At 36.7% G+C, this 22,458-nt stretch carries 18 protein-coding genes; 15 read left to right on the top strand and 3 right to left on the bottom strand.

The features are described from left to right. Positions 1-2: 2 nt before the first annotated feature. The 8 genes from BR52_RS12190 (at position 3) to BR52_RS12225 (ending at position 9,631) form a co-directional block, all read left to right on the top strand. Positions 3-893, top strand: coding sequence for an energy-coupling factor transporter transmembrane component T (locus BR52_RS12190; RefSeq protein ID WP_034573222.1), 891 nt, complete (start codon positions 3-5; stop codon positions 891-893). Then, on the top strand, positions 863-2,503 hold the full coding sequence (locus tag BR52_RS12195; protein WP_034573223.1) for an ABC transporter ATP-binding protein: 1,641 nt from the start codon (positions 863-865) through the stop codon (positions 2,501-2,503). The genes BR52_RS12190 and BR52_RS12195 overlap by 31 nt, the downstream gene beginning before the upstream one ends. Further along, a complete protein-coding gene (locus BR52_RS12200; RefSeq protein WP_034573225.1) occupies positions 2,490-3,188 on the top strand; it encodes an ECF transporter S component in 699 nt (232 codons plus the stop codon). Before BR52_RS12195 ends, BR52_RS12200 begins: the two co-directional genes overlap by 14 nt. A gap of 184 nt (positions 3,189-3,372) precedes the next feature. Continuing rightward, positions 3,373-4,740, top strand: a complete 1,368-nt coding sequence (glmU, locus tag BR52_RS12205) for a bifunctional UDP-N-acetylglucosamine diphosphorylase/glucosamine-1-phosphate N-acetyltransferase GlmU (RefSeq protein WP_034573227.1) — start codon at positions 3,373-3,375, stop codon at positions 4,738-4,740. Positions 4,741-4,848: 108 nt separating this feature from the next. After that, entirely contained in the window at positions 4,849-5,829 is a 981-nt protein-coding gene (locus BR52_RS12210; protein ID WP_034573230.1) for a ribose-phosphate diphosphokinase, read from the top strand. Positions 5,830-5,970: 141 nt separating this feature from the next. Further along, the gene (locus BR52_RS12215; RefSeq protein WP_034573232.1) at positions 5,971-6,399 is read left to right on the top strand and encodes a NusG domain II-containing protein; all 429 of its coding nucleotides are present in this window, start codon (positions 5,971-5,973) and stop codon (positions 6,397-6,399) included. Positions 6,400-6,628: 229 nt separating this feature from the next. Continuing rightward, positions 6,629-8,263: a peptide ABC transporter substrate-binding protein gene (locus tag BR52_RS12220; RefSeq protein ID WP_034573235.1), complete on the top strand. Its 1,635-nt coding sequence runs from the start codon at positions 6,629-6,631 to the stop codon at positions 8,261-8,263. Positions 8,264-8,290: 27 nt separating this feature from the next. Beyond that, positions 8,291-9,631 (top strand): M20 family metallopeptidase, encoded by a 1,341-nt coding sequence (locus BR52_RS12225; protein ID WP_034573237.1) that lies wholly within the window; start codon positions 8,291-8,293, stop codon positions 9,629-9,631. Between the two features lie 53 nt (positions 9,632-9,684). On the opposite strand, the gene BR52_RS12230 is transcribed toward BR52_RS12225, so the two are convergent. After that, complete coding sequence (locus tag BR52_RS12230; protein WP_034573240.1) at positions 9,685-10,557, bottom strand: LysR family transcriptional regulator; 873 nt, start codon at positions 10,555-10,557, stop codon at positions 9,685-9,687. 137 nt (positions 10,558-10,694) lie between these two features. Between BR52_RS12230 and BR52_RS12235 the strand changes: the two genes are divergently transcribed. Genes BR52_RS12235 through BR52_RS12250 form a run of 4 tightly spaced genes read left to right on the top strand, consistent with a single transcriptional unit; the run spans position 10,695 to position 15,367 of the window. Continuing rightward, entirely contained in the window at positions 10,695-11,501 is an 807-nt protein-coding gene (locus BR52_RS12235; protein ID WP_051915726.1) for an ankyrin repeat domain-containing protein, read from the top strand. 23 nt (positions 11,502-11,524) lie between these two features. Beyond that, positions 11,525-12,883, top strand: a complete 1,359-nt coding sequence (locus BR52_RS12240) for a hypothetical protein (RefSeq protein WP_034573243.1) — start codon at positions 11,525-11,527, stop codon at positions 12,881-12,883. A gap of 22 nt (positions 12,884-12,905) precedes the next feature. Further along, a complete protein-coding gene (locus BR52_RS12245) occupies positions 12,906-14,132 on the top strand; it encodes an amidohydrolase family protein (protein ID WP_034573245.1) in 1,227 nt (408 codons plus the stop codon). Positions 14,133-14,149: 17 nt separating this feature from the next. Further along, on the top strand, positions 14,150-15,367 hold the full coding sequence (locus BR52_RS12250) for an amidohydrolase (protein WP_034573248.1): 1,218 nt from the start codon (positions 14,150-14,152) through the stop codon (positions 15,365-15,367). Between the two features lie 102 nt (positions 15,368-15,469). Here the strand turns inward: BR52_RS12250 and BR52_RS12255 are convergent, their stop codons facing one another. Continuing rightward, positions 15,470-16,012 (bottom strand): dihydrofolate reductase family protein, encoded by a 543-nt coding sequence (locus tag BR52_RS12255; RefSeq protein WP_034573250.1) that lies wholly within the window; start codon positions 16,010-16,012, stop codon positions 15,470-15,472. Positions 16,013-16,138: 126 nt separating this feature from the next. Between BR52_RS12255 and BR52_RS12260 the strand changes: the two genes are divergently transcribed. Further along, a complete protein-coding gene (locus BR52_RS12260; RefSeq protein ID WP_034573252.1) occupies positions 16,139-16,684 on the top strand; it encodes a helix-turn-helix domain-containing protein in 546 nt (181 codons plus the stop codon). A 246-nt stretch (positions 16,685-16,930) separates the two neighbouring features. Here the strand turns inward: BR52_RS12260 and BR52_RS12265 are convergent, their stop codons facing one another. After that, on the bottom strand, positions 16,931-17,899 hold the full coding sequence (locus BR52_RS12265) for an L-lactate dehydrogenase (protein ID WP_034573254.1): 969 nt from the start codon (positions 17,897-17,899) through the stop codon (positions 16,931-16,933). Positions 17,900-18,181: 282 nt separating this feature from the next. On the opposite strand from BR52_RS12265, the gene pth reads away from it, so the two are divergent. Both pth and mfd read left to right on the top strand, forming a co-directional pair. Beyond that, positions 18,182-18,751, top strand: a complete 570-nt coding sequence (pth, locus tag BR52_RS12270) for an aminoacyl-tRNA hydrolase (protein WP_034573256.1) — start codon at positions 18,182-18,184, stop codon at positions 18,749-18,751. Between the two features lie 90 nt (positions 18,752-18,841). Further along, entirely contained in the window at positions 18,842-22,375 is a 3,534-nt protein-coding gene (gene mfd / locus BR52_RS12275) for a transcription-repair coupling factor (protein WP_034573259.1), read from the top strand. Positions 22,376-22,458 lie beyond the last annotated feature (83 nt).

Below are 22,458 nucleotides of genomic sequence, written 5' to 3' on the forward strand. Positions count from 1 at the left end.
GTATGAAGACAGTATTGGACGAAATACATCCAGCTATCAGTACAAGCTATTATTTAGGATTGTTCATTTTAGTGATATTATTTACACAACCTGTCATCATTTTAACAGAGCTTCTTCTGTTGCTATTGCTAAATATACTTCAAGGAAATACCGAAAAAGTAAAAAAGATGTTTAAACAATCCTGGATACTCTTATTGGCGATTATTTTATTCAATGGACTTTTAAATCATCGAGGTACTTATTTTCTTTTTTATTTAGGTGCTAATCCAGTTACTTTAGAAGCTGTGCTGTATGGATTATTAATGACAGTGGTTTATTTAAATTTAATGCTGATTTTTATTTCTTATAATCAAGTCATAACTGCTCATAAATTTTTATATCTTTTTTCACGAATTTCGCCACAGTTAACCTTATTAACGATGATCACAATTCGTTTTGTTCCGCTATTTTTGAGAAGGCTGACTACGATTACAAGAGTGCAAAAAACGAGAGGCATTCAAATGGAAACGGGAAAACTAAGAGAACGTGCTAAAAATGGTATGAAATTAGTTCAAGTTTTATTGATTTGCTCGCTAGAAGAAGCCTTGCAAACAGCAGATTCAATGGAAGGAAGAGGATACGGTGTTGCTAAAAGAACAAGCTATTTACGATATTTTATGGAAGTGAGAGACTGGTTCATAGGAGTAATCGGAGGGACGCTCTTCATTACGATTATCAGCTGGAAAATAAAGGGGATAGGTGTGTACAGCGTATATACATCCTTTAGCAACTGGGGATTCACCACCTTAAATGAATGGTTCCTATTCATTTTTATTAGTTTGTTTATTGGAATTCCATTATTTTTAGAAGGGAGGGAAAGAATATGGTGGCGCTGGTTGAAACACGACAATTAAATTTTAATTACCCAGATGAAGCAAAAAAAGCGTTAGACAATATCTCATTTAGTGCAGGTAAAGGGGAATTTGTTTTAATTGCGGGCGCCTCTGGAAGTGGAAAGACGACATTGTTAAAACACTTAAAAAAAGAGTTGTCACCAATCGGCAAGCGTTCTGGAGAACGTCTTTATAAAGGGCAACCCTTTTCAACACTAACCCCAATTCAATCTGCCAAAGAAGTCGGGATGGTCTTTCAAAATCCAGACAACCAAATTGTAATGGACACCGTGATGGGCGAGCTGGCATTTGCTCTCGAAAATTGTGGGTGTGCTCCTGATATTATCAATAAACGCATTGCAGAAATGGTGAGCTTTTTAGGCTTTCAGCATTTAATGGAAGAGTCAATTCATACATTATCTGCAGGACAGAAACAAATGATTAATTTAGCAAGCGTCTTAATTTTACAACCTGAATTGGTGTTGTTAGACGAGCCGACGGCGCAACTTGATCCAGTAGCAACGAGAGATTTTCTGACGTTATTAAAAAGAGTTCAAGAGGAACTGGGAATGACCATTATAATTAGTGAGCACCGTTTAGATGATATTTTACCGCTTGCAACGCGGTTAATCTTTATGGAATCAGGAAAAATTAGTTATGAAGATAAACCAAAAAGAAGTGTTTTACAGTTAGCAAAGACAGCTCCTAGTAAGTTGTTCATCCCTCAAATCCCCAGATTGTTTATTGAATTAGGGAAGGGAGAATGTTATTTTACTGTGAATGAAGGCCAAAGGAATTTGCCAACTTTTAAGCCTGTTCAGCCAGTTGAGATTCCAGCGAACGTTGAAAAAGAACAAGAAGCTAACCTTATTGCCAGAAAGCTAACTTTCCAATACGAAGCGCAAGGTCGTTGTATTTTAAGAGAGTTAAGTCTGTCCTTACCAAAGCAAGGGAGTTTAGCACTTGTAGGTAAAAATGGAACAGGAAAATCAACGTTATTACTAGTGTTGGCAGGATTATTAAAACCAAGGCGTGGTAAAGTTCGTATCGATAAACAAGCTATTTTAAAACTTGATTTAGCAACACGTTACCAAAAAATTGGTTATCTGTCACAGAATCCAAGCTATCATTTTGCTAATGATACCGTATTAGCAGAATTTGTTGAACGGGGAGCACAGCTTGCGTTAAAAGACACTAAAAAAACTGCTCAAAAGATGTTGGAGAAGCTAGAAATTGAACATCTAGCTCTACGTAATCCTTTTGATTGCAGTGGTGGGGAACAACAATTAATTGCGTTAGGAATCACTTTGTTATCAAATCCGCAAATTTTACTATTAGATGAGCCAACGAAAGGTTTAGATCCAGTTAGAAAAGCTACTTTAGGAATTTATCTAAAAGAGTTAGAAAAGGAAGGAGTTCTGATTATAGTCGCAACTCATGATTTAGAATTTGCAGCGCGTTATTTTAATGAAACTGCGATGCTATTTGATGGCAGAATTATTTCAAAAGCACCCACTAAAGAATTTTTTAGTGATAATTTCTTTTACACAACAAGTATCAATCGGTTAGTTCGACATTCACTGCCAAATGCTTTGATCTGGGAGGATGTATTGCCATATGTTGAAAATTAAGCCTATTTTAGCTTCGATAATTGGTATGACTACTTTGTTGATTAGTTCATTATTAGTGAGCGGGAAACAGTATCTATTGCTGAGCTTTATCTTTTTAGCAATGGGAATGTACCCTTTGTATCAACGGTTTGAACGGCGAAAAATGACTGCTAGAGAAATCGTTTTTATTGCAGTTTTAGCAACGATTGCGGCAGTGAGCCGAGTTCCTTTCGCGATGCTCCCAAGTGTTCAACCAACGAGCTTTGTGATTATTGTTGCAGCGATGATTCTAGGTAAGGAATCTGGGTTTATGATTGGCGCAACAGCAGCGCTAGTTTCTAATATGTTTTTAGGACAAGGGCCTTGGACTTTATGGCAAATGTTTTGTTGGGGATTGATGGGATATACGGCTGGTTTATTAGGAAAGACTCCATTCTTACAAGAAATGTGGGGACGCTTAGTATTTGGATTTATTTGGGGATTTATTTTTGGTTGGATTATGAATTTATGGTATGTAATTGGCTTTATTCAACCCCTAACAGCATTAACTTTTTTACAAGCTTATGCTGCAAGCTTTTATTTTGATTTGGCGCATGCGTTATCAAATGTTTTTTTTCTTTTTTTCTTTAGCGCATCATGGTTAAAAATTATTCAACGGTTTCAAAAAAAATATGGATTGCTGGATTTTGAAGAAAATCATTTTTGAAAAGGCTTATTTTAATTGGTATAGTTCTGTTTCAATAGGAATTACCTTTATAAATGAGTAGACTGAACAAAGACGTAGCCTGAGTTGTATGTTGAAAAATAACTACATTTAGGCTATTATTGAATAGTTGAGTATAAATAAAATATGTGAAAAAAACAAAACTAATCAGTTAGGAGTCATTAAAATGACAAAACGAAATGCAATCATTTTAGCAGCAGGTCAAGGCTCAAGAATGAAATCAAAATTATATAAAGTATTACATCCAGTTGCAGGTAAACCAATGGTAGAACACGTTGTTGAACAAGTAGAATTAGCAGGTACAGATCGCGTAGTAACCATTGTTGGATTTGGCGCAGAAAAAGTTAAAGAGTATCTAGGCAATCGTTCAGAATATGCCTTACAAGAAGAGCAATTAGGAACAGGACATGCGGTACTTCAAGCAGCGAGTCTATTAAAAGATCAAGAAGGTGTCACTCTAGTCATTTGTGGAGATACGCCGTTGTTAACATCAGAAACGTTAAAAGATCTGTTTGACTATCATCAAGAAAAAGGCGCAAAAGCAACCATTTTAACTGCTTTTGCAGAAGACCCAACAGGCTATGGTCGTGTGATTCGTGATGAACTAGGAATTGTGGAGAAAATAGTAGAGCAAAAAGATGCTACTCATGAGGAAGCCCGTGTTCAAGAAATCAATACAGGAACCTACTGCTTTGACAATAAAATGTTATTTGATGCTTTGACTAAAGTCGGAAATAAAAATTCCCAAGGCGAATATTATTTGCCAGATGTGATTGAAATTATGAAAGATAACAATCAAATTGTTGCGGCATACCGCATGAAAAATTTTGATGAAGCTTTAGGGGTTAACGACCGTATTGCCTTAGCTGAAGCGAACCGCACGATGCGTGAACGAATCAATTACAACCATATGAAAAATGGGGTGACCTTAATTGATCCAAAAGGAACGTATATTGATAGCGATGTTCAAATTGGGAGCGATACGATTGTTGAAGCTGGTGTTATCTTAAAAGGTAAAACAATCATTGGTGAAGATTGTTTTATTGGAGCACATTCAGAAATCAACAATTGCCAAATTGGAGACCGCGTTCGAGTAGTAAGTTCTAATCTTGAAGACTCTAAAATGGCGAATGATAGCAATATTGGACCATACAGTCATTTACGACCAAATAGCACGATTGGGGAGCGCGTTCATTTAGGCAATTTTGTTGAAGTGAAAAATGCTGTTATTGATGAAGATTCTAAAGTAGGACATTTAACATATGTTGGAGACGCTGACTTAGGGAAAAATATCAATGTCGGATGTGGCACCATTTTTGTTAATTATGACGGAAAAAACAAACATCGTGCAACGGTAGGCGACAACGTATTTATTGGCTGTAACGCGAATTTAGTTGCCCCCGTTTTAGTTGAAAAAAACACTTACATTGCTGCAGGTTCAACCATTACCAGTGATGTTCCAGAAGGCAGTTTAGCCATTGCAAGAGCTAGGCAAGAAAACAAAGCAGATTATTTCAAAAAACTTCCACATTAAAAATTAAAAAATATTTAAGAGATTTACTTGATTTCTCTGTGAAAAATGACTAGTATTATACTGATAAGATAACTAAAATTTTTGATACAATAGAAAGTGGAGGCCATTATGTCAGAACATTATTTTGATCCGAAGTTAAAGATTTTTGCATTGAACTCAAACCGTCCCTTAGCCCAAAAGATTGCGGATGAAGTAGGAGTAGAATTAGGAAGATTATCTGTGGATCAATTCAGCGATGGAGAAATTCGAATCAATATTGAAGAAAGTATTCGTGGGGACCATGTGTATATCGTGCAATCAACATCAAGTCCAGTCAATGATAATTTGATGGAGTTATTGATCATGATCGATGCATTAAAACGTGCAAGTGCTAAAACAATCAATTTAGTTATTCCGTATTATGGATATGCTAGACAAGATCGTAAAGCTCGTTCAAGAGAACCAATCACTGCCAAGTTAGTAGCGAATATGATTACAGCTGCTGGCGCTGACCGTATTTTGACATTAGATTTACACGCTTCACAAATTCAAGGATTCTTCGATATTCCAGTTGATCATTTAATGGGGGCACCATTACTTGCAAACTATTTCTTAACACATAATATTGCAAATGAGGATGTTGTAGTTGTTTCACCGGATCATGGTGGTGTAACACGTGCTCGTAAATTAGCTGAATTCTTAAAAGCACCGATTGCAATTATCGACAAACGTCGTCCAAAAGCAAACGTAGCGGAAGTCATGAATATTATTGGAAATGTTGAAGGAAAAAAATGTATTTTGATTGATGATATGATTGATACAGCGGGTACAATTACTCTTGCTGCTGGTGCTTTAGAAGAAGCTGGCGCAACAGAAGTATACGCTTGTTGTACTCACCCAGTATTGTCAGGTCCTGCTTTAGAACGTATCCAAAGTTCTGTTATCAAAGAACTGATTGTAACAGATTCAATTTATTTACCAGAAGATCGTAAGTGTGAAAAAATTGTTGAAGTAAGTGTTGGTAGTTTAATGGGAGACGCGATTAAACGTATTCACGAAAACAAATCAGTAAGTCCACTTTTTGAAAAAAAATTCAAAACTAAAAAATAAACTTAAAAAGCCAGTTGCTAACCACTTTAGAGGCAACTGGCTTTTTATGATTTAATAGCCCACTTTCTTTTTCAACTTGTTATAAAAAAATTGGAGAGACATGCTATAATACAAGTAATAAAGTTGATAGGAGTCGCCAAAATGAAACGATTAAAACAGCATTATGAATTGGTCAAACCATTTGATTGGATTATTGTAGCATTATTAATGCTTGCTTCTTTTATTCCAATTGTGATTTTTACCATTCAAAATAGCCATGTTTCTGCTGACAGTGAGATTGTAGCCGTTATTTCCATAAATGGAAAAGAAGAAAGGCGCATTACGTTGTCAGAATCAACCAAACATGAAACCTTTACGTTGCATCCAGCAAAAGGGCAATACAATATTATTGAAGTAGATGGTACGCGAATTCGAGATAAAGAAGACAATAGCCCAGATCAAGTAGCTGTGAAAACAGGATGGATTAGCAAACCCGGTCAAACCAGTGTTTGTTTGCCACATAAAATGATTATTGAAATCCAAACAACAGAGAAAACGGAAGAAATCGACGATACGATTATTCCACTTTAAAACATTAAACGTACATTCGTTTAGTGTTTTTTTGTATACATCTCTATCTTAATATACATAAAATATACGTTTTATACATACTTTTATTCATTTTAGCCATTTTTAAACAAAATTAGTGAATGAACTTGCATTTTTTTGAATAGTTGTGTATGATAGTTAAAACTTTGGAATACACAATTACTAAGTCATTTAATCAACTAAAAGTGACAAAAAAATGGGGGAGTAACAAATGAAAAGAATTCAAAAACTTGTATTTTTATCCGCTTTTTTAGTGCTATCAGGGTGTCAGCAAGACAATCAAGAAGCAAGCGACACGAGTTCTAGCAACCAAGAAACAACAGAATTGCATTTGAGTGTGCCAGCAGAATTGCCAACAATGGATCCAGCCTTAGTACAAGATGCGATTAGCTTTACAGCAATCAATCAAGTCATGGAAGGTCTGTACCGTTTAGATAAGGAAGAAAAACCTGCTCCAGCTCTTTCTGATGGAGATGCGACAATCAGTGCAGACGGCTTAACGTATACATTCAAGTTAAAACCCAATTTAAAATGGTCAAATGGTACCGCGTTAACGGCTAAAGATTTTGAGTTTGGTTGGAAGCGAGTAGTCAATCCAAAAACAGCAGCTAATTATGCTTTCGTGATGAAGCCGGTAAAAAATGCTGCGGCGATTATGAATGGAACGGCTCCCGTAGATAGCTTAGGGATTAAAGCCTTGGACGACTCGACTTTAGAGGTCCAATTAGAAAAACCAACAGCGAACTTTCTGTCGGGAATTACACGAGGTACTTTTTTTCCACAGAATGAAGATTTTGTTACAAAACAGGGTGAAAAATTTGGAACCGATAGTGAACATACATTGTACAATGGTCCCTTTACACTAAGCGAGTGGGATGGAACAGGTTTATCGTGGACATACAACAAAAACCCTGATTATTGGGATCAAAAGAATGTTGCCCTAGCAAAAATCACCAATGAAGTAACCAAAGAAACGGCGACAGGAATTAATCTTTATCAGGATGACAAGCTTGACTTAGTTCGATTAACAGGAGAATATGCAAAACAATATTTGGCAGATCCTGAATTTATTGCTCCTTTGACAGCCCGTTCTGTATATTTAGAAATCAACCAAACCAATATTTCCGCATTAAAAAATGAAAAAATCAGAGAAGCATTAGCGTTAACAATTAATCGTAACGAGTTAGTAAATGAAATTATTTCAAATGGTTCAGAAGCACTGGACGGATTAGTCACTAAAAATTTAGCTAAAAATCCAAAAACAGGAGAAGATTTCCGAAAAGAGTCTGGTGAGTATCTAACCTATAACAAGAAAAAAGCGAAACAACTCTGGGCAGAAGCTAAAAAAGAAACAGGTATTAAAGAAGTGGAAATCGAACTAGTGACGGATGACGACGAGACGAGTAAAAAAGTGAGTCAATTTATTCAAAGTAGTGTCGAAAACGAGTTGGACGGAGTGAAAATCAAACTTAAGAACGTACCCTTTAAAAATAGAATTGAACTGGGTGATTCGGGACAATTTGGCTTGCTATTATCAGGCTGGGGCGCAGATGAAAACGATCCAGATGCTTTCTTAAATTTATTCTTATCGGATTCTGTTTTTAATGGCGGAAAGTACGCTAATCCAAAATACGATGAGGCTGTTAAAACGGCAGTGACTACAGCAAATGAAGAAGAAAAATACCAAGCCGATTTAACTGCTGAAAAGATTATCCTAGAAGACGCAGGGATTATTCCGTTGTATCAAAAAGCCGATTCAATGTTAGTCAAAAATTATGTAAAGGACTATATTCAATATCAAATTGGTTCGCCAAACTACAAATATATTACCATCGATAAAAATTAAAACAGGTTAATAGGGGGAAAGTTATTAATGAAATCAATTATTACAAAGATTCATCAAGAGGCAAGTACAAAAGCCTTAGCTCGTCTAATCAATCACCCATCTGTCAATACCTCTGACGGGACAACCAATCCACCTTTTGGACAAGGCATTGCGCTATGTCTAAAAGAAGCGTTGCAAATTTGCAAAGAACTAGGCATGACCACATATGAAGATCCAGCTGGTTTTTATGGTTTTGCAGATTATGGCGTAGGCTCAGAGTTAGTGGCAGTTGTTTGCCATTTAGATGTAGTGCCAGCAGGAGACTTAACCCTTTGGAAGACAGATCCATTTGTTGCAACCATTAAAGACGGCGTGATGTACGGACGTGGAAGTCAAGATGATAAGGGACCAACCATTGCTTCTCTTTTCGGATTTAAGGCAGTCGTTGATGCAGGCTATCAATTTAATAAACGGATTCGTTTTATTTTTAGTACGGATGAGGAAACCTTATGGCGTTGCATGGCAGCCTATAATAAAAAAGAAGAACAGGCTACTATGGGCTTTGTACCTGATGGCAGCTTTCCGTTAGTTTTTGCTGAAAAAGGATTATTGCAAGTCGAGTTGATTGGTCCAGGAAGCCCTAATATTCAGTTGAAGGCAGGAGATGCGTTGAATGTAGTTCCAGCACAAGCTCGTTATCATGGCTCAGAACTGATAGCGGTAATGAAAAATTTAACGCAGCTAGGCATTGATTTTGATTCAAGCGAAACGGAAGTAACAGTAAAAGGCAAGGCAGTCCACGCAAGTGTGGCACAATTGGGAGAAAATGCGATTAATTTATTAGCAATGGGACTTGCTCCAGCAGTCTCTCATTCAACGCTGACATTCTTAGCGGAACAAATTGGTAAGCAAACAAATGGGGCCACCTTATTTGGGGAAATCTCAGATGATGTAAGTGGCGAACTAACATTTAATGTAGGACTGTTAAATGTTTCTGATGAGAGTTCGACCATTGGCATTGATATGAGAATCCCCGTTAAAAGTGACAAAGAAGCTTTGATGAAGCAATTGGCTAAGGTTGCTGAAAGCTATGGTTTAACCCTAAAAGAATTTGATTATGTTCCTGCTATCTATGTACCTAAAGAAAGTTCATTAATTCAAACGTTATTAAAAGTGTATCGTGAAAAGACAGGTGATTTGACAGAACCAATGACATCAGGAGGAGCAACATTAGCTCGCACGATGGACAATCTTGTAGCCTTTGGCGCTCATTTTCCTGAAAGTAAAAGCTTGGCCCATCAAGCGAACGAAGGGCAAGTATTAAGTGAAATGTATCAAGCAATGGATATTTACGCATCAGCGATTATTGAATTGGCGTGTGAAAAATAATGAAAATCTCCAAAGAATATATTCTTTGGAGATTTTTTTTTAGAAAAGTAGATTTAAAAATCGGCTAAATACTCTAAAAACGCTGTAGCCATCTTTGATAAATAACGTTCTTCTAGCCAAATCACCCCGAAAGAAGTTTGAAATAAAGGGTCTTCTAGTAAGTGTGTTTCCACTTGATAATGCGGATACATATTTAAAACCGTTTCAGGAACAATACTTGTGCAAAAACCTTGTTCAATTAAGCTAAATAATAAACGAATATCACTACAGGTTGAAATAGAGCCAGGATTCAATTGATACTTAGCCAAATATTCAATAATTGAATGATAAACGCCTAAACCTTCTGTACTTGGCAACATTAATTTACTACCGGCAATTCCATGAAAGTCATCAGGTGCAGGACCTTTTTTCGCACTCCCATCACAGACAAAATAAAAGGGCTCCGATTTCAAAAATTTCATAGAAAAACCCTTTAAATCCAATGGATAACGAACAATTGCTAATTCAATCTTGCGCTTGCGAACAAGCTCGCAAAGTTGCTGAGATTCTCCTTGATGAATGGCAAAGGTAACGTTTGGAAAATCTTTTTGAAAATCCATCAAAGCCTGTGGGAGTAAATTGTCAGAAAGGGTATTAACACCAATTTTTAATTGTCCCTTTAACCCATCACCAGTCTCCCTCACCAATTGCTCAGATTCTGCTAATTGCTCCACTAATTTTAATGCTTCATAGTAAAGAGCTGTTCCAGCTGCAGTTAAACGAGTTTGCCTAGGAGTTCGTTCAATTAATGGCGTACCTAACTCTTCTTCCATTTGTTTAAGCTGTTGACTTAAAGGTGGTTGTGCCATATGTAAACGTTCGGCAGCGGCAGTAATTGTTTTTTCCTCGGCTACAGCAATAAAATAGTTCAATTGTCTAAAGTCCATTTATTTCACTCACCTATCTATACTTTTTTCGTATCGTAATTCAATTATTTTCGTAGTGTTTACAAATAGCATACCATGATAAGCTTTCGTTAACGAAATAAAAGATTTTTACTTTAAACGAGCAGAGGTGAATAAAGATGAAAAAAGAGAATTATCGGCAAATAGGGATCGCCTGTTTCATTGTTATTATTTTGTTAACGATTACAACTAAATTAAAAGAAGATAAAAAAACTGAAAGGGTACAATCTGAAAGTACGCTGAATTCCAGCCATTCATCTAATAAAAAAGAATTAAAATCAACTGACTCTGTAGTAGAGTTAAAAAAAGAACCACGAGCCACTCCTGAATTAAACCAAGAGCTTCTAACTAGAGCACGTATTGGAACGACAGAAAGCATTCAAAAGCTGATTGAGGATGGAGCAGACTTAACGACAATTAACGAAAAAGGAGCCTCCGCTTTACTGATAGCTACCCAAGAAAATAATATCGCAACAGCAACAGCTTTATTAGAAGCAGGTGCAGATGTGAATCAACAAGATCAGCTGCAAGACAGTCCTTTTTTATATGCAGGAGCTGAAGGAAGATTTGAAATACTTACATTAATGTTAGATAAAAAACCTAATTATAACTTGTTAAATCGTTACGGTGGAACCGCATTAATTCCAGCAGCTGAAAAAGGGCATGTGGACAATGTCCGGCTATTACTTGAAAAAACACCAATTGATGTCAATCATATCAATCAATCAGGTTGGACAGCGCTATTAGAGGCAATTGTACTAAGTGACGGAGGTGAAACGCAACAAGAAATTATTCAATTGCTACTAGAACATGGAGCTGATCCAAATAAAAAAGATAGTAGGGGGATTTCACCATTGACTTATGCAAAGCAAAAAGGCTATGGAAGGATTGCAACGATGTTAGTTGAATATGGGGGACAAGAGTAACTAAAAGAAGCGGGGGAATGAAAATGAACAAGGTTAAGGTGATTGTGGCGTTAGTGGCTAGTTTAGTTATTAGTATTTTAGGTGTCCAACAAGTATATGCGGCTGAATTAGGGGCAGCCAAAGCAGCAACGGGATTTTACGCTATTTTAACGATTATTCCATTAATTTTAGTATTAGTATTGCTTTTCTTAAAGGTTGATATGATTGTTGCTGGTTTAAGCGGTGGCGTTTTAGCCATGTTGATTGGAGGTATCGGATTAGCTGAAGCGAACAAGCAGTTTTTAGAAACCATTCCAATGATGTTAAGCATTACCGTACCAATTGTCAATTCAGCGATTGCGATGGCTGTTTTTAAGGCAGGAAGCTATACCGCAGCCTTAACATTAGTCAAACGAGGAACAAAAGGAAAGGTTGAATATGTTTCTGGTTTTATTGTTATTTTATTAGCAGCCGCAACTTATATGTCTGGAATCGGTGGAGGAAGCGCGATGGTCATTGCGCCACTAGCTTTTGCAGCAGTCGGGGCTGTACCAGAATTAATCGCGGCCATGTCGATTGCCGCGGCTGTTTCTTTTACAACATCCCCTGCTTCTTTAGAATCAAGCATCGTTTCTAAATTAGGGAATATTAAAGTTGGTGAATATGTAGCCATTATGCGACCTTATTGGCTTATCTTTGTTTTAGCTGCTGTACTATTAGCTTTTTGGGGGACAAAACGCAGAAAATTGGGCTTTAAAGAAGAAGAAGCTTCGATTTATGAAACGATGAGTAATGGACGATTATTTAAAATTACACTGCCAGCTATTTTTCTTTTATTCGCAGTTATTTTTGGCCCATTAGTCAATCAAGTTTTAGGGGTTCAAATTTTTACGCCGCTTGTTTATATGGTAGTTACGTTGGCATTAATTTATTTTTGTACAGCCTTTAATTTAAATGAGTCTGTAACCGCGATGGTAGACGGTTCAACCTATATTTTAACACGTTTATTTCAAGTCGGAATTTTCTTAGCGTTTATTAATATAATTGCTAAAACGGGAACCTTTGCAACGATTGCTGGAGTTGCAAACGCGGCTCCTGCAATGATTGTGATACCGGTTGCTGTTTTAACGGGGATTTTGATTGGTGTGCCAGCAGGAGCCTACGTGGGATCCGTCTTAACCTTAGTTTTACCAGTAGCAGTGTCATTAGGTTTTTCACCGCTAGCACTAGGATTTGTCACAATTGGTGTTGGATTTGGGAGTCAAATGAGCTTTGTGAATATTACGATGCAAGCCTTATCTTCCGGTTTTCAAATTCCGATTATTGACGTTGTGAAAGGAAATATTAAATGGCTAAGCATAGCGTCTGTTGTTTTGCTAATTTTATCATTAGTAGTAGCTTAAATAAAAAAGAGGAGTGGTAGAAATGTTTGATTTAGTCATTAAAAATGCACGTATCAATGATGGTGAAACACTGAAAACAATTGGAATCAAGGAAGGCCGAATCAGCCAAATTACTGAAAATAGTATCGAAGAAGTTAAAAAAACAATTGATGCTAAAGGAAATGTTGTGATTCCAGGTTTTGTAGAGGGACATATTCATTTAGATAAGGCGTTAATTGCAGAACGTAAGCCAAATCAATCAGGAACATTACAAGAAGCAATTAAAGTGACTGCTGAATTAAAGCCAACGTTTACCAAAGAAGACATTGAAGAACGAGCAAAAAAAGCATTAGAGATGTTGATTGTTAATGGTGTTACAACAGTTAGAACACATGCCGAATTTGATCCAGCGCAAGGGTTTACCGGTTTTGAAACCATTATGAAATTAAAAGACGAATACCGAGAATTGATTGATATCCAAGTCGTTGCATTCCCCCAAGAAGGAATTTTTAAGGCACCTGGAACAGAGGAAATGATGCATCAGGCAATGATAATGGGAGCCGATGTAGTCGGAGGTATTCCCTACAATGACTTACCAGCTGAAAAGCACATCGATTTGATTTTTGAAATTGCTGAGAAATACAATAAACCAATCGATTTGCATCAAGATTTCAGTGATGAAGCAGACGCCTTGTCAATTGAGTATCTGTGTGCCAAAACGATTGAAAAAGGGTATCAAGGGCGAGTAACGGTTGGACATTTAACAGCCTTACATGCTTTACCAAAGCTAGAGTTGGATAACATTATTTCAAAAATGGCACAAGCAGAAATAAGCGTAATGGCATTGCCTGCAACGGATTTACATCTAGGAGCTAGGAAAGATGTGTTCAACGTGAGACGAGCGGTCACCCCCATTCGCAAATTAAGAGATGGCGGCGTAAATATGTGCTTGGCAACGAATAATATCCGCAACGCTTTTACACCTTACGGCAACGGCGATATTTTACAAATTGCCATGCTAGCCATTCCTGTTGGGCATTTGGGAGGGGCAGCGGATTTACCAACAGTGTTGCCAATGATTACTGAGAATCCAGCTAAAGCATTAGGTTTAACGGATTACGGCATAGAAGTTGGAAAAAAAGCCGACTTAGTTATATTAGACACAATTTCTAAAGCGAATGCTATCATTGATTTACCGACGCGTTTAGTAGTGATTAAAAACGGTCGATTAACGGTTGAAAACACTAAAGAAACGATTATTCACGCCTAACCAAAAGGAGGAATCACATGTATGAAACGCTATTAATTAAAAATTGCCGATTGGAAACTGGCTTTAAAAAAAGTGGGAATACCGTTAGTCAAACTGAGACAGCCTTGGTTGATCTTTTAATTGAAAAAGGAAAAATTAGCCAGATTATTCAAGAGGGAAAAGGACAGCTAGCAGCTACTACGGTTTATGACGCCAAAGGACAACTCGTATTGCCTGGTTTTGTGGAAAGTCATAGCCATTTAGATAAATCAAGATTAGGAACGCCGTGGAAAGCGGTAAAGCGCGTACCTTCGATTATTGAACGTTTTGAAGATGAAATGATTGAGTTAAAGCAATTAGACAAAGGGGTTCAAGAACGAGCAAAAATCTTACTAGATACGTATCGTCAAAATGGGGTAACAGCTATCAGAACTCATGTAGATGTGCATCCAACAGTGGAGCTAGAACATTTAGTGGAAGTGATGGATGCGTTGACGAATCAGCAAAAAATGGATTTTGAAGTAGTGGCCTTTCCTCAACACGGCTTGTTACGTAGCAATAGCGTAGATTTAATGAAACAAGCCTTAAAAAAAGGGGCAACAATAGTAGGCGGTGTAGACCCAACAGCTGTCGATCAGCAAATGGAAAAATCATTAGCTATGACATTTGAACTAGCAATGGAAAACAACGCAAGAATTGATTTGCATTTACATGAACGAGGAGAAATGGGAATTAAAACATTTAACGAGCTGATTCGCTTAACAAATCACTATCATTGGCAAGGAAAAGTAGCGGTCAGTCATGGATTTGGATTAAGAGACGTGACGGGTTCTAGAAAGGAAGAATTATTTCAATCCTTAAATGAAGCTAAAATCGAGATTATTACAAGTGTGCCGATTGATCCAGTGATTCCACCAATGCTTAAATTAGCCAGTAAAGGGGTTACGACTAAAATTGGGTGTGACAATATTTTTGATAATTGGTCCCCCTACGGAAATGGTGATATTTTAGAGCGAGCAAGTCGTTTTGGCGAACTATTTAATCAAGTGACAGAATTTGAACTAAGTAGAACACTAGGTTTGATTACCAATGGCGTTACGCCGCTTAACGATGAAGGCGAACAAGTATGGCCAAAAATTGGAGATAAGGCTACCTTTGTTTTTACAAATGCCAGTTGCTCAGCAGAAGCAGTAGCTAGAAGAACGTCTCCAACGGTGACAATGTATCAAGGCCGAATTACGTCAGGAGTATTTTAGCCAAAAAGGGAATACAACGATTAAAAAAATAACTTGGTGAAATTCAGATTAGCTGAAAATTACCAAGTTATTTTTATTTTTTCAGCTCTTTCTAACAATAATTTAGTTGAGTGTAAAAGTATGGTAACAAATAGTATTAATTTGACGGGACTCTCTTAGCTTTAAAAAAAGTGATGGATTAAATGTGTTGAACAGTGGAATCCCACTCCCAAGTAAAACAGGAACTGTAGCAATCCGATATTCGTCAATCAAATTCTTTTCAACTAAGGGCATAATTACGCTATTTCCACCAACAATCCAGATAGCCTTCCCAGGTTCGTGTCTTAATCTTTCTACAAGATCTACTACACTCTCATTTGAGAAATTAATGTCAGCTCTATTATCACCAACTTTACTAGTTAACACGTAATTAATTTTATCCTCGTAAGGATAGAAGTCTGGCGATAATTCATTTACCACTTGATTATAGGTTGTTCGCCCCATGATAACCGTATCTATCTCCTTATAAAATACATCATAGGTTGTATCGATATCTTTTGCTAAACCAGAAGTTTCACTTGCTGATAGCCACTCGACTCCTCCGTCAGTATCTGCAATAAATCCATCAATACTTGTAGCAATATAAAGGATTACTTTTCTCGTCATCGTGTCTTCCTCCTTTTATTCAGTGTACGTTTATATTATACTGTTAAGCATAATATAAAAAGAGACAAAATTGAATTTTGTCTCTTTTTGGAACAGCAATGAAATAAGTTTCTTAGGAGGTTTACGATGAAAGCAATGAATCAAAAAAATTATATATGGGAACAATTTTATTTTCTTCTTACAAATGAAGAAGACACATTTTCTAAAATTCCTATAAATAAAATATGTGAACAATCAGGGATACATCGCTCGACCTTCTATAGACTTTTTCATGATAAATACAATTTATTAGAATTTGGAACTTCAATTTTATGGAATCAATTTACGGAAATAACTATTCATGATAGAATCCATCGACCTTTTCAGACAGCGGACTCTTTTTATAAATCTTCTAAAGCTAGAACATTAATTAGCCATCATGTAAATGATGAACCCTTCAACACCTTTTTAACAGAATATTTATTAAAATCATTTGAAATAGAAATGAAGCACTATTTCGAAGAGCTGTCTCTAAATCATTTTGATCCTTCTTTTGCTAGTAAATATGTCATTTCGAACATAAATTTTTTAGATAACTGGAATAAATCATTAAATAAAAAATTAACGCCTAAAGAATTAGATTCCTTATACAATAAAGTAATCTTAAAAGACTTATTTCAATCAACTATGTAGCACAATAGTTTGTATTGTATCGATACAAGAAGTTTAGCAACGGTCACAAAAATTTAGACTCGAATCATTAAATAAAGTTACAGAAGCGGGCAACTTTAGTGAGGTTCCAAGCAACTTAAGGAATGATGACAAATGAGTGGAAATTGATCTAATCAAAAATAAGAAACAGCATGAAATCCTCTATTTTTAAAATAGAGGATTTCATGCTGTTTCAGTCCCTTTTAATACAGAAATTCACTAAAATTTTTAATCTTCTAATTGTTCAAAGGCATCATTTAAAATTTGTTTTAATGTATTGGCAGAAAGTGCCATCTTTTCTTTTTCAGAGTCAGATAATGGAATTTCAATGACGTGTTTAATTCCTTGACGATTTACAACCGCAGGAGCTCCGATAAAGACATCCTCTTGACCATATTCGCCATCTAAATAGACTGACAAGGGTAAAATGGAGCTTTCATCATTTAAAATCGCTTTTGTAATTCGTGCTAGAGCAACGGCAATGCCATAGAAGGTTGCGCCTTTCTTTTCAATAATTTCATAAGCAGCGTCGCGAACTTTGAAAAAGACATCTACTAAAGCTTCTTCATCAACATCAGGATTGTCTTTGACCCACTCATAAATTTGTAAACCGCCAATATTTGCATGTGACCAAACAGGAAATTCTGTATCGCCATGTTCTCCTAAAATATATCCATGAACATTACGAGCGTCTACGTGGACTAATTCAGCAATCGCTTGACGGAAACGTGCACTATCTAAAGAAGTTCCACTCCCAATAACGCGATTTTTAGACATACCAGAGAATTTCCATGTAGCATAAGTCAAAATATCAACAGGATTGCTGGCAACTAGAAAAATCCCATCAAATCCACTCTTCATAATATCTCCGACAATTTTTTTAAAGATTTTAAGATTTTTGTTAACTAAATCCAAACGTGTTTCACCGGGTTTTTGAGCAGCACCGGCTGTAATGACAACGATATCCGCATCATGACAGTCTTCATAGCTAGCTGCATATATTTTTTTAGGCGACGTAAAAGCAAGAGCATGTGACAAATCAATCGCGTCACCTTCTGTTTTATCGCGATCAATATCAATGATTCCAATTTCTTGCGCAATATTTTGAGTTACAAGAGCAAAAGCATAACTTGAACCAACAGCACCGTCACCGACGATAATTACTTTTTGATGATCTTTTATATCATGTTGTATCATAGTTGGGATTCCTCCTGAAAATTATTTTAATCAAATTCAGTATAGCATTTTATGAGAAAATATTAATGAAGGATGCTTAGGAAATCAACTGTTTTTTTAGAAAGGGAACAAAATGTCACGAATTTGTTAAATTTTAATGGAAAAAGAAGAGTGTTTCCTTATCTCTTTGCAAATATGGTATACTGTCTTAAGCAACACAACTGGGCGACTATTCGTGCAGCATTTTTTTGCGTGGAAAAAAAGAAGCTCAGAACCAAATTATAATTAAAATGAGGCGACAAAATGAAAATGATTGTTGGCTTGGGGAATCCAGGCGCTAAATATACTGGTACAAAACATAATATAGGCTTTATCACAATGGATGAACTTGCCTTTCAAGAAGGTCTTACATTCAATAAAAGTAAATTTGAAGCAGTTTACGCAGAAGCCTTTATTGGAACTGAAAAAGTTATTCTTGTTAAACCACAAACCTTTATGAACGATTCAGGCAGATCTGTTCGACCGTTAATGGATTATTTCAATTTAGGAATAGACGACTTGGTTGTTGTCTATGATGATTTAGACTTACCAACAGGCAAGATTCGCCTTCGTCAAAAAGGAAGTGCGGGAGGACATAACGGCATCAAGAGCTTGATTCAGCACCTAGGTACATCTGAATTTAATCGAATTCGCATCGGAATTGATCGTCCAGTCAAAGGGCAAACCGTGATTAACCATGTTTTAAGCAATTTTCCAAAAGAAGTACATGAAGAGATGTTATTTGCCGTCAAAGACAGTGCAAAAGCAATCAAATATTGGGTAGAAGGTCATACTTTTCTAGAAACCATGAATGAATTTAATAAAAAAGCATAATTAAAAACAACCAATAAAGAAGTAGAAGCTGAGAGAAATTCTGAGCTTCTTTTCCCTTACTTAGAAATAATAGAATAAAGGAGCATTTAAATGAGTGATATTAAACAACTTTTAGCAACGACTCCTGATATAGCGAATTTACTTGAATCGATTGGTCAAAATACGGTTCAATTAGTTACTGGTTTATCAGGGTCCGCAAGAACACTAGTCATCAGTACGATTTTAGAACAAAAGAAAAAACCGATTGTTATCGTCGCGCACAATTTATTTCATGCCAGTCAACTGATTGAAGATTTTTCAGGATTTGTTCCAGAAGACCAACTACATTTATTTCCTGTAGATGAAATGATTCAAGCAGAAATGTCCGTCTCGTCCCCTGAATACCGAGCAGAGCGGGTAGCCACATTAGATTTCTTGCTGTCAGGTAAAAAAGGCATCATTATTATTCCATTATCCGGCGTTCGTAAGCTATTGCCACCAAAAGAAATTTGGAAAGCAGCAAGATTTAAAATGAAACAAGGTGGCGAATTAGATCCAACCCATTTAGCTGAACAATTAGTGAATATGGGCTATACAAGAGAGCATTTAGTAGGGAAACCAGGTGAATTTAGCATTCGTGGTGGGATTGTCGATATCTACCCACTAACAGAAGAACATCCTATCCGAGTTGATTTATTCGATACTGAAATCGACTCACTACGCTATTTTGAAGCAGATACCCAACGCTCAATTGAAAATATTGAGAGAATCACTATTTTGCCTGCAACGGATGTCTTGTTTACCAAAGAGCTTTTACAAAAAGGCGCAACAGCATTTAGTGAAGCAGTTGAACGAAACCACGATTTAATTATGGATGCAAGTGAAAAAGAGATTTTTCATCAACAGCTAAGCCCAATCGTGGATGCTTTTGATAAAGGCGAGCCAACGGATAAGTTAGTGATGTATACCGATTTTGTCTATCCAAAACATACAACTGTACTTGAGTATATTCACAAAAACAGCTTAATCATTATGGACGAGTACCCACGTATTTTAGAAACCGAGCGTCGACTAGTTGAAGAAGAAGCGGAGTGGATGACGAATAAGCTAGCTGAACGCAAAATTTTACGAGATCAAGTCTTTTCAAATGAATTAAGAAGCGTAATGAAAAATCAAGAACAAGACATTCTATACTTCTCACTATTTCAAAAAGGTATGGGAAATCTTCGATTTGCTCAAATTCATCCCTTCCAATATCGAAGTATGCAACAATTTTTTGGCCAAATGCCTCTATTAAAAACAGAAATGGAACGCTGGACGAAGCAAAAAAATACGATTATCGTAATGGTTCCAGACAACGAACGCGCTAAAAAAGTCCATCAAACCTTTAAAGATTTTGAAATAGTAAGCAAAGTCGTTAAACCTAAAAAATTAGAAACAGGACTCGTTCAAATTACCACAGGCGAAATCCACAACGGATTTGAATTGCCAAAAGAAAAAATTGTTGCCCTAAATGAACGCGAAATGTTTAATAAAGTGACGAAAAAAACAGCTCGCAGACAAACCTTATCCAATGCAGAGCGTTTAAAAAGCTACACCGAGTTAAACCCAGGTGATTTTGTCGTCCATGTCAATCACGGAATCGGAAAATACACTGGAATGGAAACTCTTGAAATCAACGGCATTCATCAAGATTATATGTCAGTGATCTACAAAGACGATGCCAAGTTATTTATTCCCGTAACTCAAATTAACTTACTGCAAAAATACGTTTCCTCTGAAGCGAAAACTCCAAAAATCAATAAATTAGGAGGCGCAGAGTGGGCGAAAACGAAGAAAAAAGTAGCCGCTAAAATAGAAGACATTGCCGACGATTTGATTGAGCTATACGCAGCCAGAGAATCCGAAGTAGGGTATGCCTTCTCACCAGATGATGGCTATCAAGTTGAATTTGAAAACGCCTTTCCATACTCAGAAACCGACGATCAACTACGTAGTGCAGCTGAAATCAAACACGATATGGAAAAGAAAAAGCCAATGGATCGCCTATTAGTTGGAGATGTAGGATATGGAAAAACCGAAGTCGCTATGCGTGCTATTTTTAAGGCCGTACAAGATGGCAAACAAGCCGCGTTCTTAGTCCCAACAACCATTCTAGCTCAGCAACATTACGAAAGTCTTGTTACCAGATTTGAAGATTTTCCAATTGAGATAGGATTGTTAAGTCGTTTTAGAACGAAAAAACAACAAACGGAAACAATTGCAGGCATTAAAACAGGGAAAGTGGATGTCGTCATCGGCACTCACCGAATCCTTTCAAAAGATATTGATTTTCATGATTTAGGTTTATTAGTAGTTGATGAAGAACAACGATTTGGCGTGAAGCACAAAGAAAAATTAAAACAGTTAAAATCACAAGTGGACGTGCTAACGTTAACAGCAACACCAATTCCAAGAACCTTACACATGTCAATGTTAGGCGTACGTGATTTATCAGTTATCGAAACACCACCAGCAAATCGCTACCCTGTTCAAACCTACGTGATGGAGCAAAATCCAGGAGCTATTCGTGAAGCCATCGAGCGAGAGCTAACACGTGGCGGGCAAGTCTTTTATCTCTACAATCGTGTTGAAACAATTGAGAAAAAGGTAGATGAACTGCAAATGCTCGTTCCAGATGCTAAAATTGCCTATGCACATGGTCAAATGACAGAAGGACAGTTGGAAAGTATTTTATACCAGTTCGTTGAAGGTGAATACGATGTTCTTGTAACGACGACGATTATCGAAACCGGCGTTGATATCCCAAATGTGAACACCTTATTTGTTGAAAATGCCGATCATATGGGCTTGTCTCAACTCTATCAACTAAGAGGACGAGTGGGCCGAAGCAACAGAGTAGCCTACGCCTATTTCATGTATCAAGCAAACAAGGTACTAAATGAAGTCAGCGAAAAACGACTGCAAGCCATCAAAGACTTTACCGAGTTAGGTTCAGGTTTTAAGATCGCGATGCGCGATTTATCCATCCGTGGGGCAGGAAATTTATTAGGTGCACAACAACATGGCTTTATTGATTCCGTCGGATTTGACTTGTATTCTGAAATGCTAAGTGAAGCCGTGATGCGAAAACGTGGCGAAGAAGTTAAGGAAGAGAAAACACAGGTGGAAATTGATTTGGCAATCAATGCCTATTTACCAGGCACGTATATAGAAGATGAACGTCAAAAAATTGAAATCTATAAACGCATTCGTGAATTAAAAGACTTAGAAGAATATACTATGCTACAAGATGATTTAATTGACCGATTTGGCGAGTATCCAGATGAAGTAGCTGATTTACTATCGATTGGACTAATTAAAATGCATAGCGAAAAAGCCTTAATTGAATTTATTAAACGTAACAACAATCAAATTGACGTCACTCTTTCTCAATCAGGCACTGAAAAATTGCCAGCTGAGGAAGTATTCAAAGCACTGGGCGATATTCCATTAAGAGCGAATGTCGCTGTTAAAAAAGAAAAATTAGTCGTAACCTTCCAATTAAACAATGAGCCAACCTATCAATGGTTAGATTATTTGCAAAAATTTGCAGCAAATGTTGCAGCTTACTTCGTAGAAAAAAGTGAAGCATCTGAAAAATAAAGCAGAAACTTCAGCTTTTCTTAAGAAGTTAAACGTATAATTCGATAAAAAGAACGAAAGTCAAAATTTATTTTAAGACTTAA

Source organism: Carnobacterium divergens DSM 20623 (genome assembly GCF_000744255.1).
Taxonomy (GTDB): domain Bacteria; phylum Bacillota; class Bacilli; order Lactobacillales; family Carnobacteriaceae; genus Carnobacterium; species Carnobacterium divergens.

What these genes read in the sequence shown, in the direction of transcription:
- BR52_RS12190 (WP_034573222.1), top strand. Translation starts at nt 3, where the DNA reads ATGAAGACAGTATTGGACGAAATACATCCAGCTATCAGTACAAGCTAT.
- BR52_RS12195 (WP_034573223.1), top strand. Translation starts at nt 863, where the DNA reads ATGGTGGCGCTGGTTGAAACACGACAATTAAATTTTAATTACCCAGAT.
- BR52_RS12200 (WP_034573225.1), top strand. Translation starts at nt 2,490, where the DNA reads ATGTTGAAAATTAAGCCTATTTTAGCTTCGATAATTGGTATGACTACT.
- glmU (WP_034573227.1), top strand. Translation starts at nt 3,373, where the DNA reads ATGACAAAACGAAATGCAATCATTTTAGCAGCAGGTCAAGGCTCAAGA.
- BR52_RS12210 (WP_034573230.1), top strand. Translation starts at nt 4,849, where the DNA reads ATGTCAGAACATTATTTTGATCCGAAGTTAAAGATTTTTGCATTGAAC.
- BR52_RS12215 (WP_034573232.1), top strand. Translation starts at nt 5,971, where the DNA reads ATGAAACGATTAAAACAGCATTATGAATTGGTCAAACCATTTGATTGG.
- BR52_RS12220 (WP_034573235.1), top strand. Translation starts at nt 6,629, where the DNA reads ATGAAAAGAATTCAAAAACTTGTATTTTTATCCGCTTTTTTAGTGCTA.
- BR52_RS12225 (WP_034573237.1), top strand. Translation starts at nt 8,291, where the DNA reads ATGAAATCAATTATTACAAAGATTCATCAAGAGGCAAGTACAAAAGCC.
- BR52_RS12230 (WP_034573240.1), bottom strand. Translation starts at nt 10,557, where the DNA reads ATGGACTTTAGACAATTGAACTATTTTATTGCTGTAGCCGAGGAAAAA.
- BR52_RS12235 (WP_051915726.1), top strand. Translation starts at nt 10,695, where the DNA reads ATGAAAAAAGAGAATTATCGGCAAATAGGGATCGCCTGTTTCATTGTT.
- BR52_RS12240 (WP_034573243.1), top strand. Translation starts at nt 11,525, where the DNA reads ATGAACAAGGTTAAGGTGATTGTGGCGTTAGTGGCTAGTTTAGTTATT.
- BR52_RS12245 (WP_034573245.1), top strand. Translation starts at nt 12,906, where the DNA reads ATGTTTGATTTAGTCATTAAAAATGCACGTATCAATGATGGTGAAACA.
- BR52_RS12250 (WP_034573248.1), top strand. Translation starts at nt 14,150, where the DNA reads ATGTATGAAACGCTATTAATTAAAAATTGCCGATTGGAAACTGGCTTT.
- BR52_RS12255 (WP_034573250.1), bottom strand. Translation starts at nt 16,012, where the DNA reads ATGACGAGAAAAGTAATCCTTTATATTGCTACAAGTATTGATGGATTT.
- BR52_RS12260 (WP_034573252.1), top strand. Translation starts at nt 16,139, where the DNA reads ATGAAAGCAATGAATCAAAAAAATTATATATGGGAACAATTTTATTTT.
- BR52_RS12265 (WP_034573254.1), bottom strand. Translation starts at nt 17,899, where the DNA reads ATGATACAACATGATATAAAAGATCATCAAAAAGTAATTATCGTCGGT.
- pth (WP_034573256.1), top strand. Translation starts at nt 18,182, where the DNA reads ATGAAAATGATTGTTGGCTTGGGGAATCCAGGCGCTAAATATACTGGT.
- mfd (WP_034573259.1), top strand. Translation starts at nt 18,842, where the DNA reads ATGAGTGATATTAAACAACTTTTAGCAACGACTCCTGATATAGCGAAT.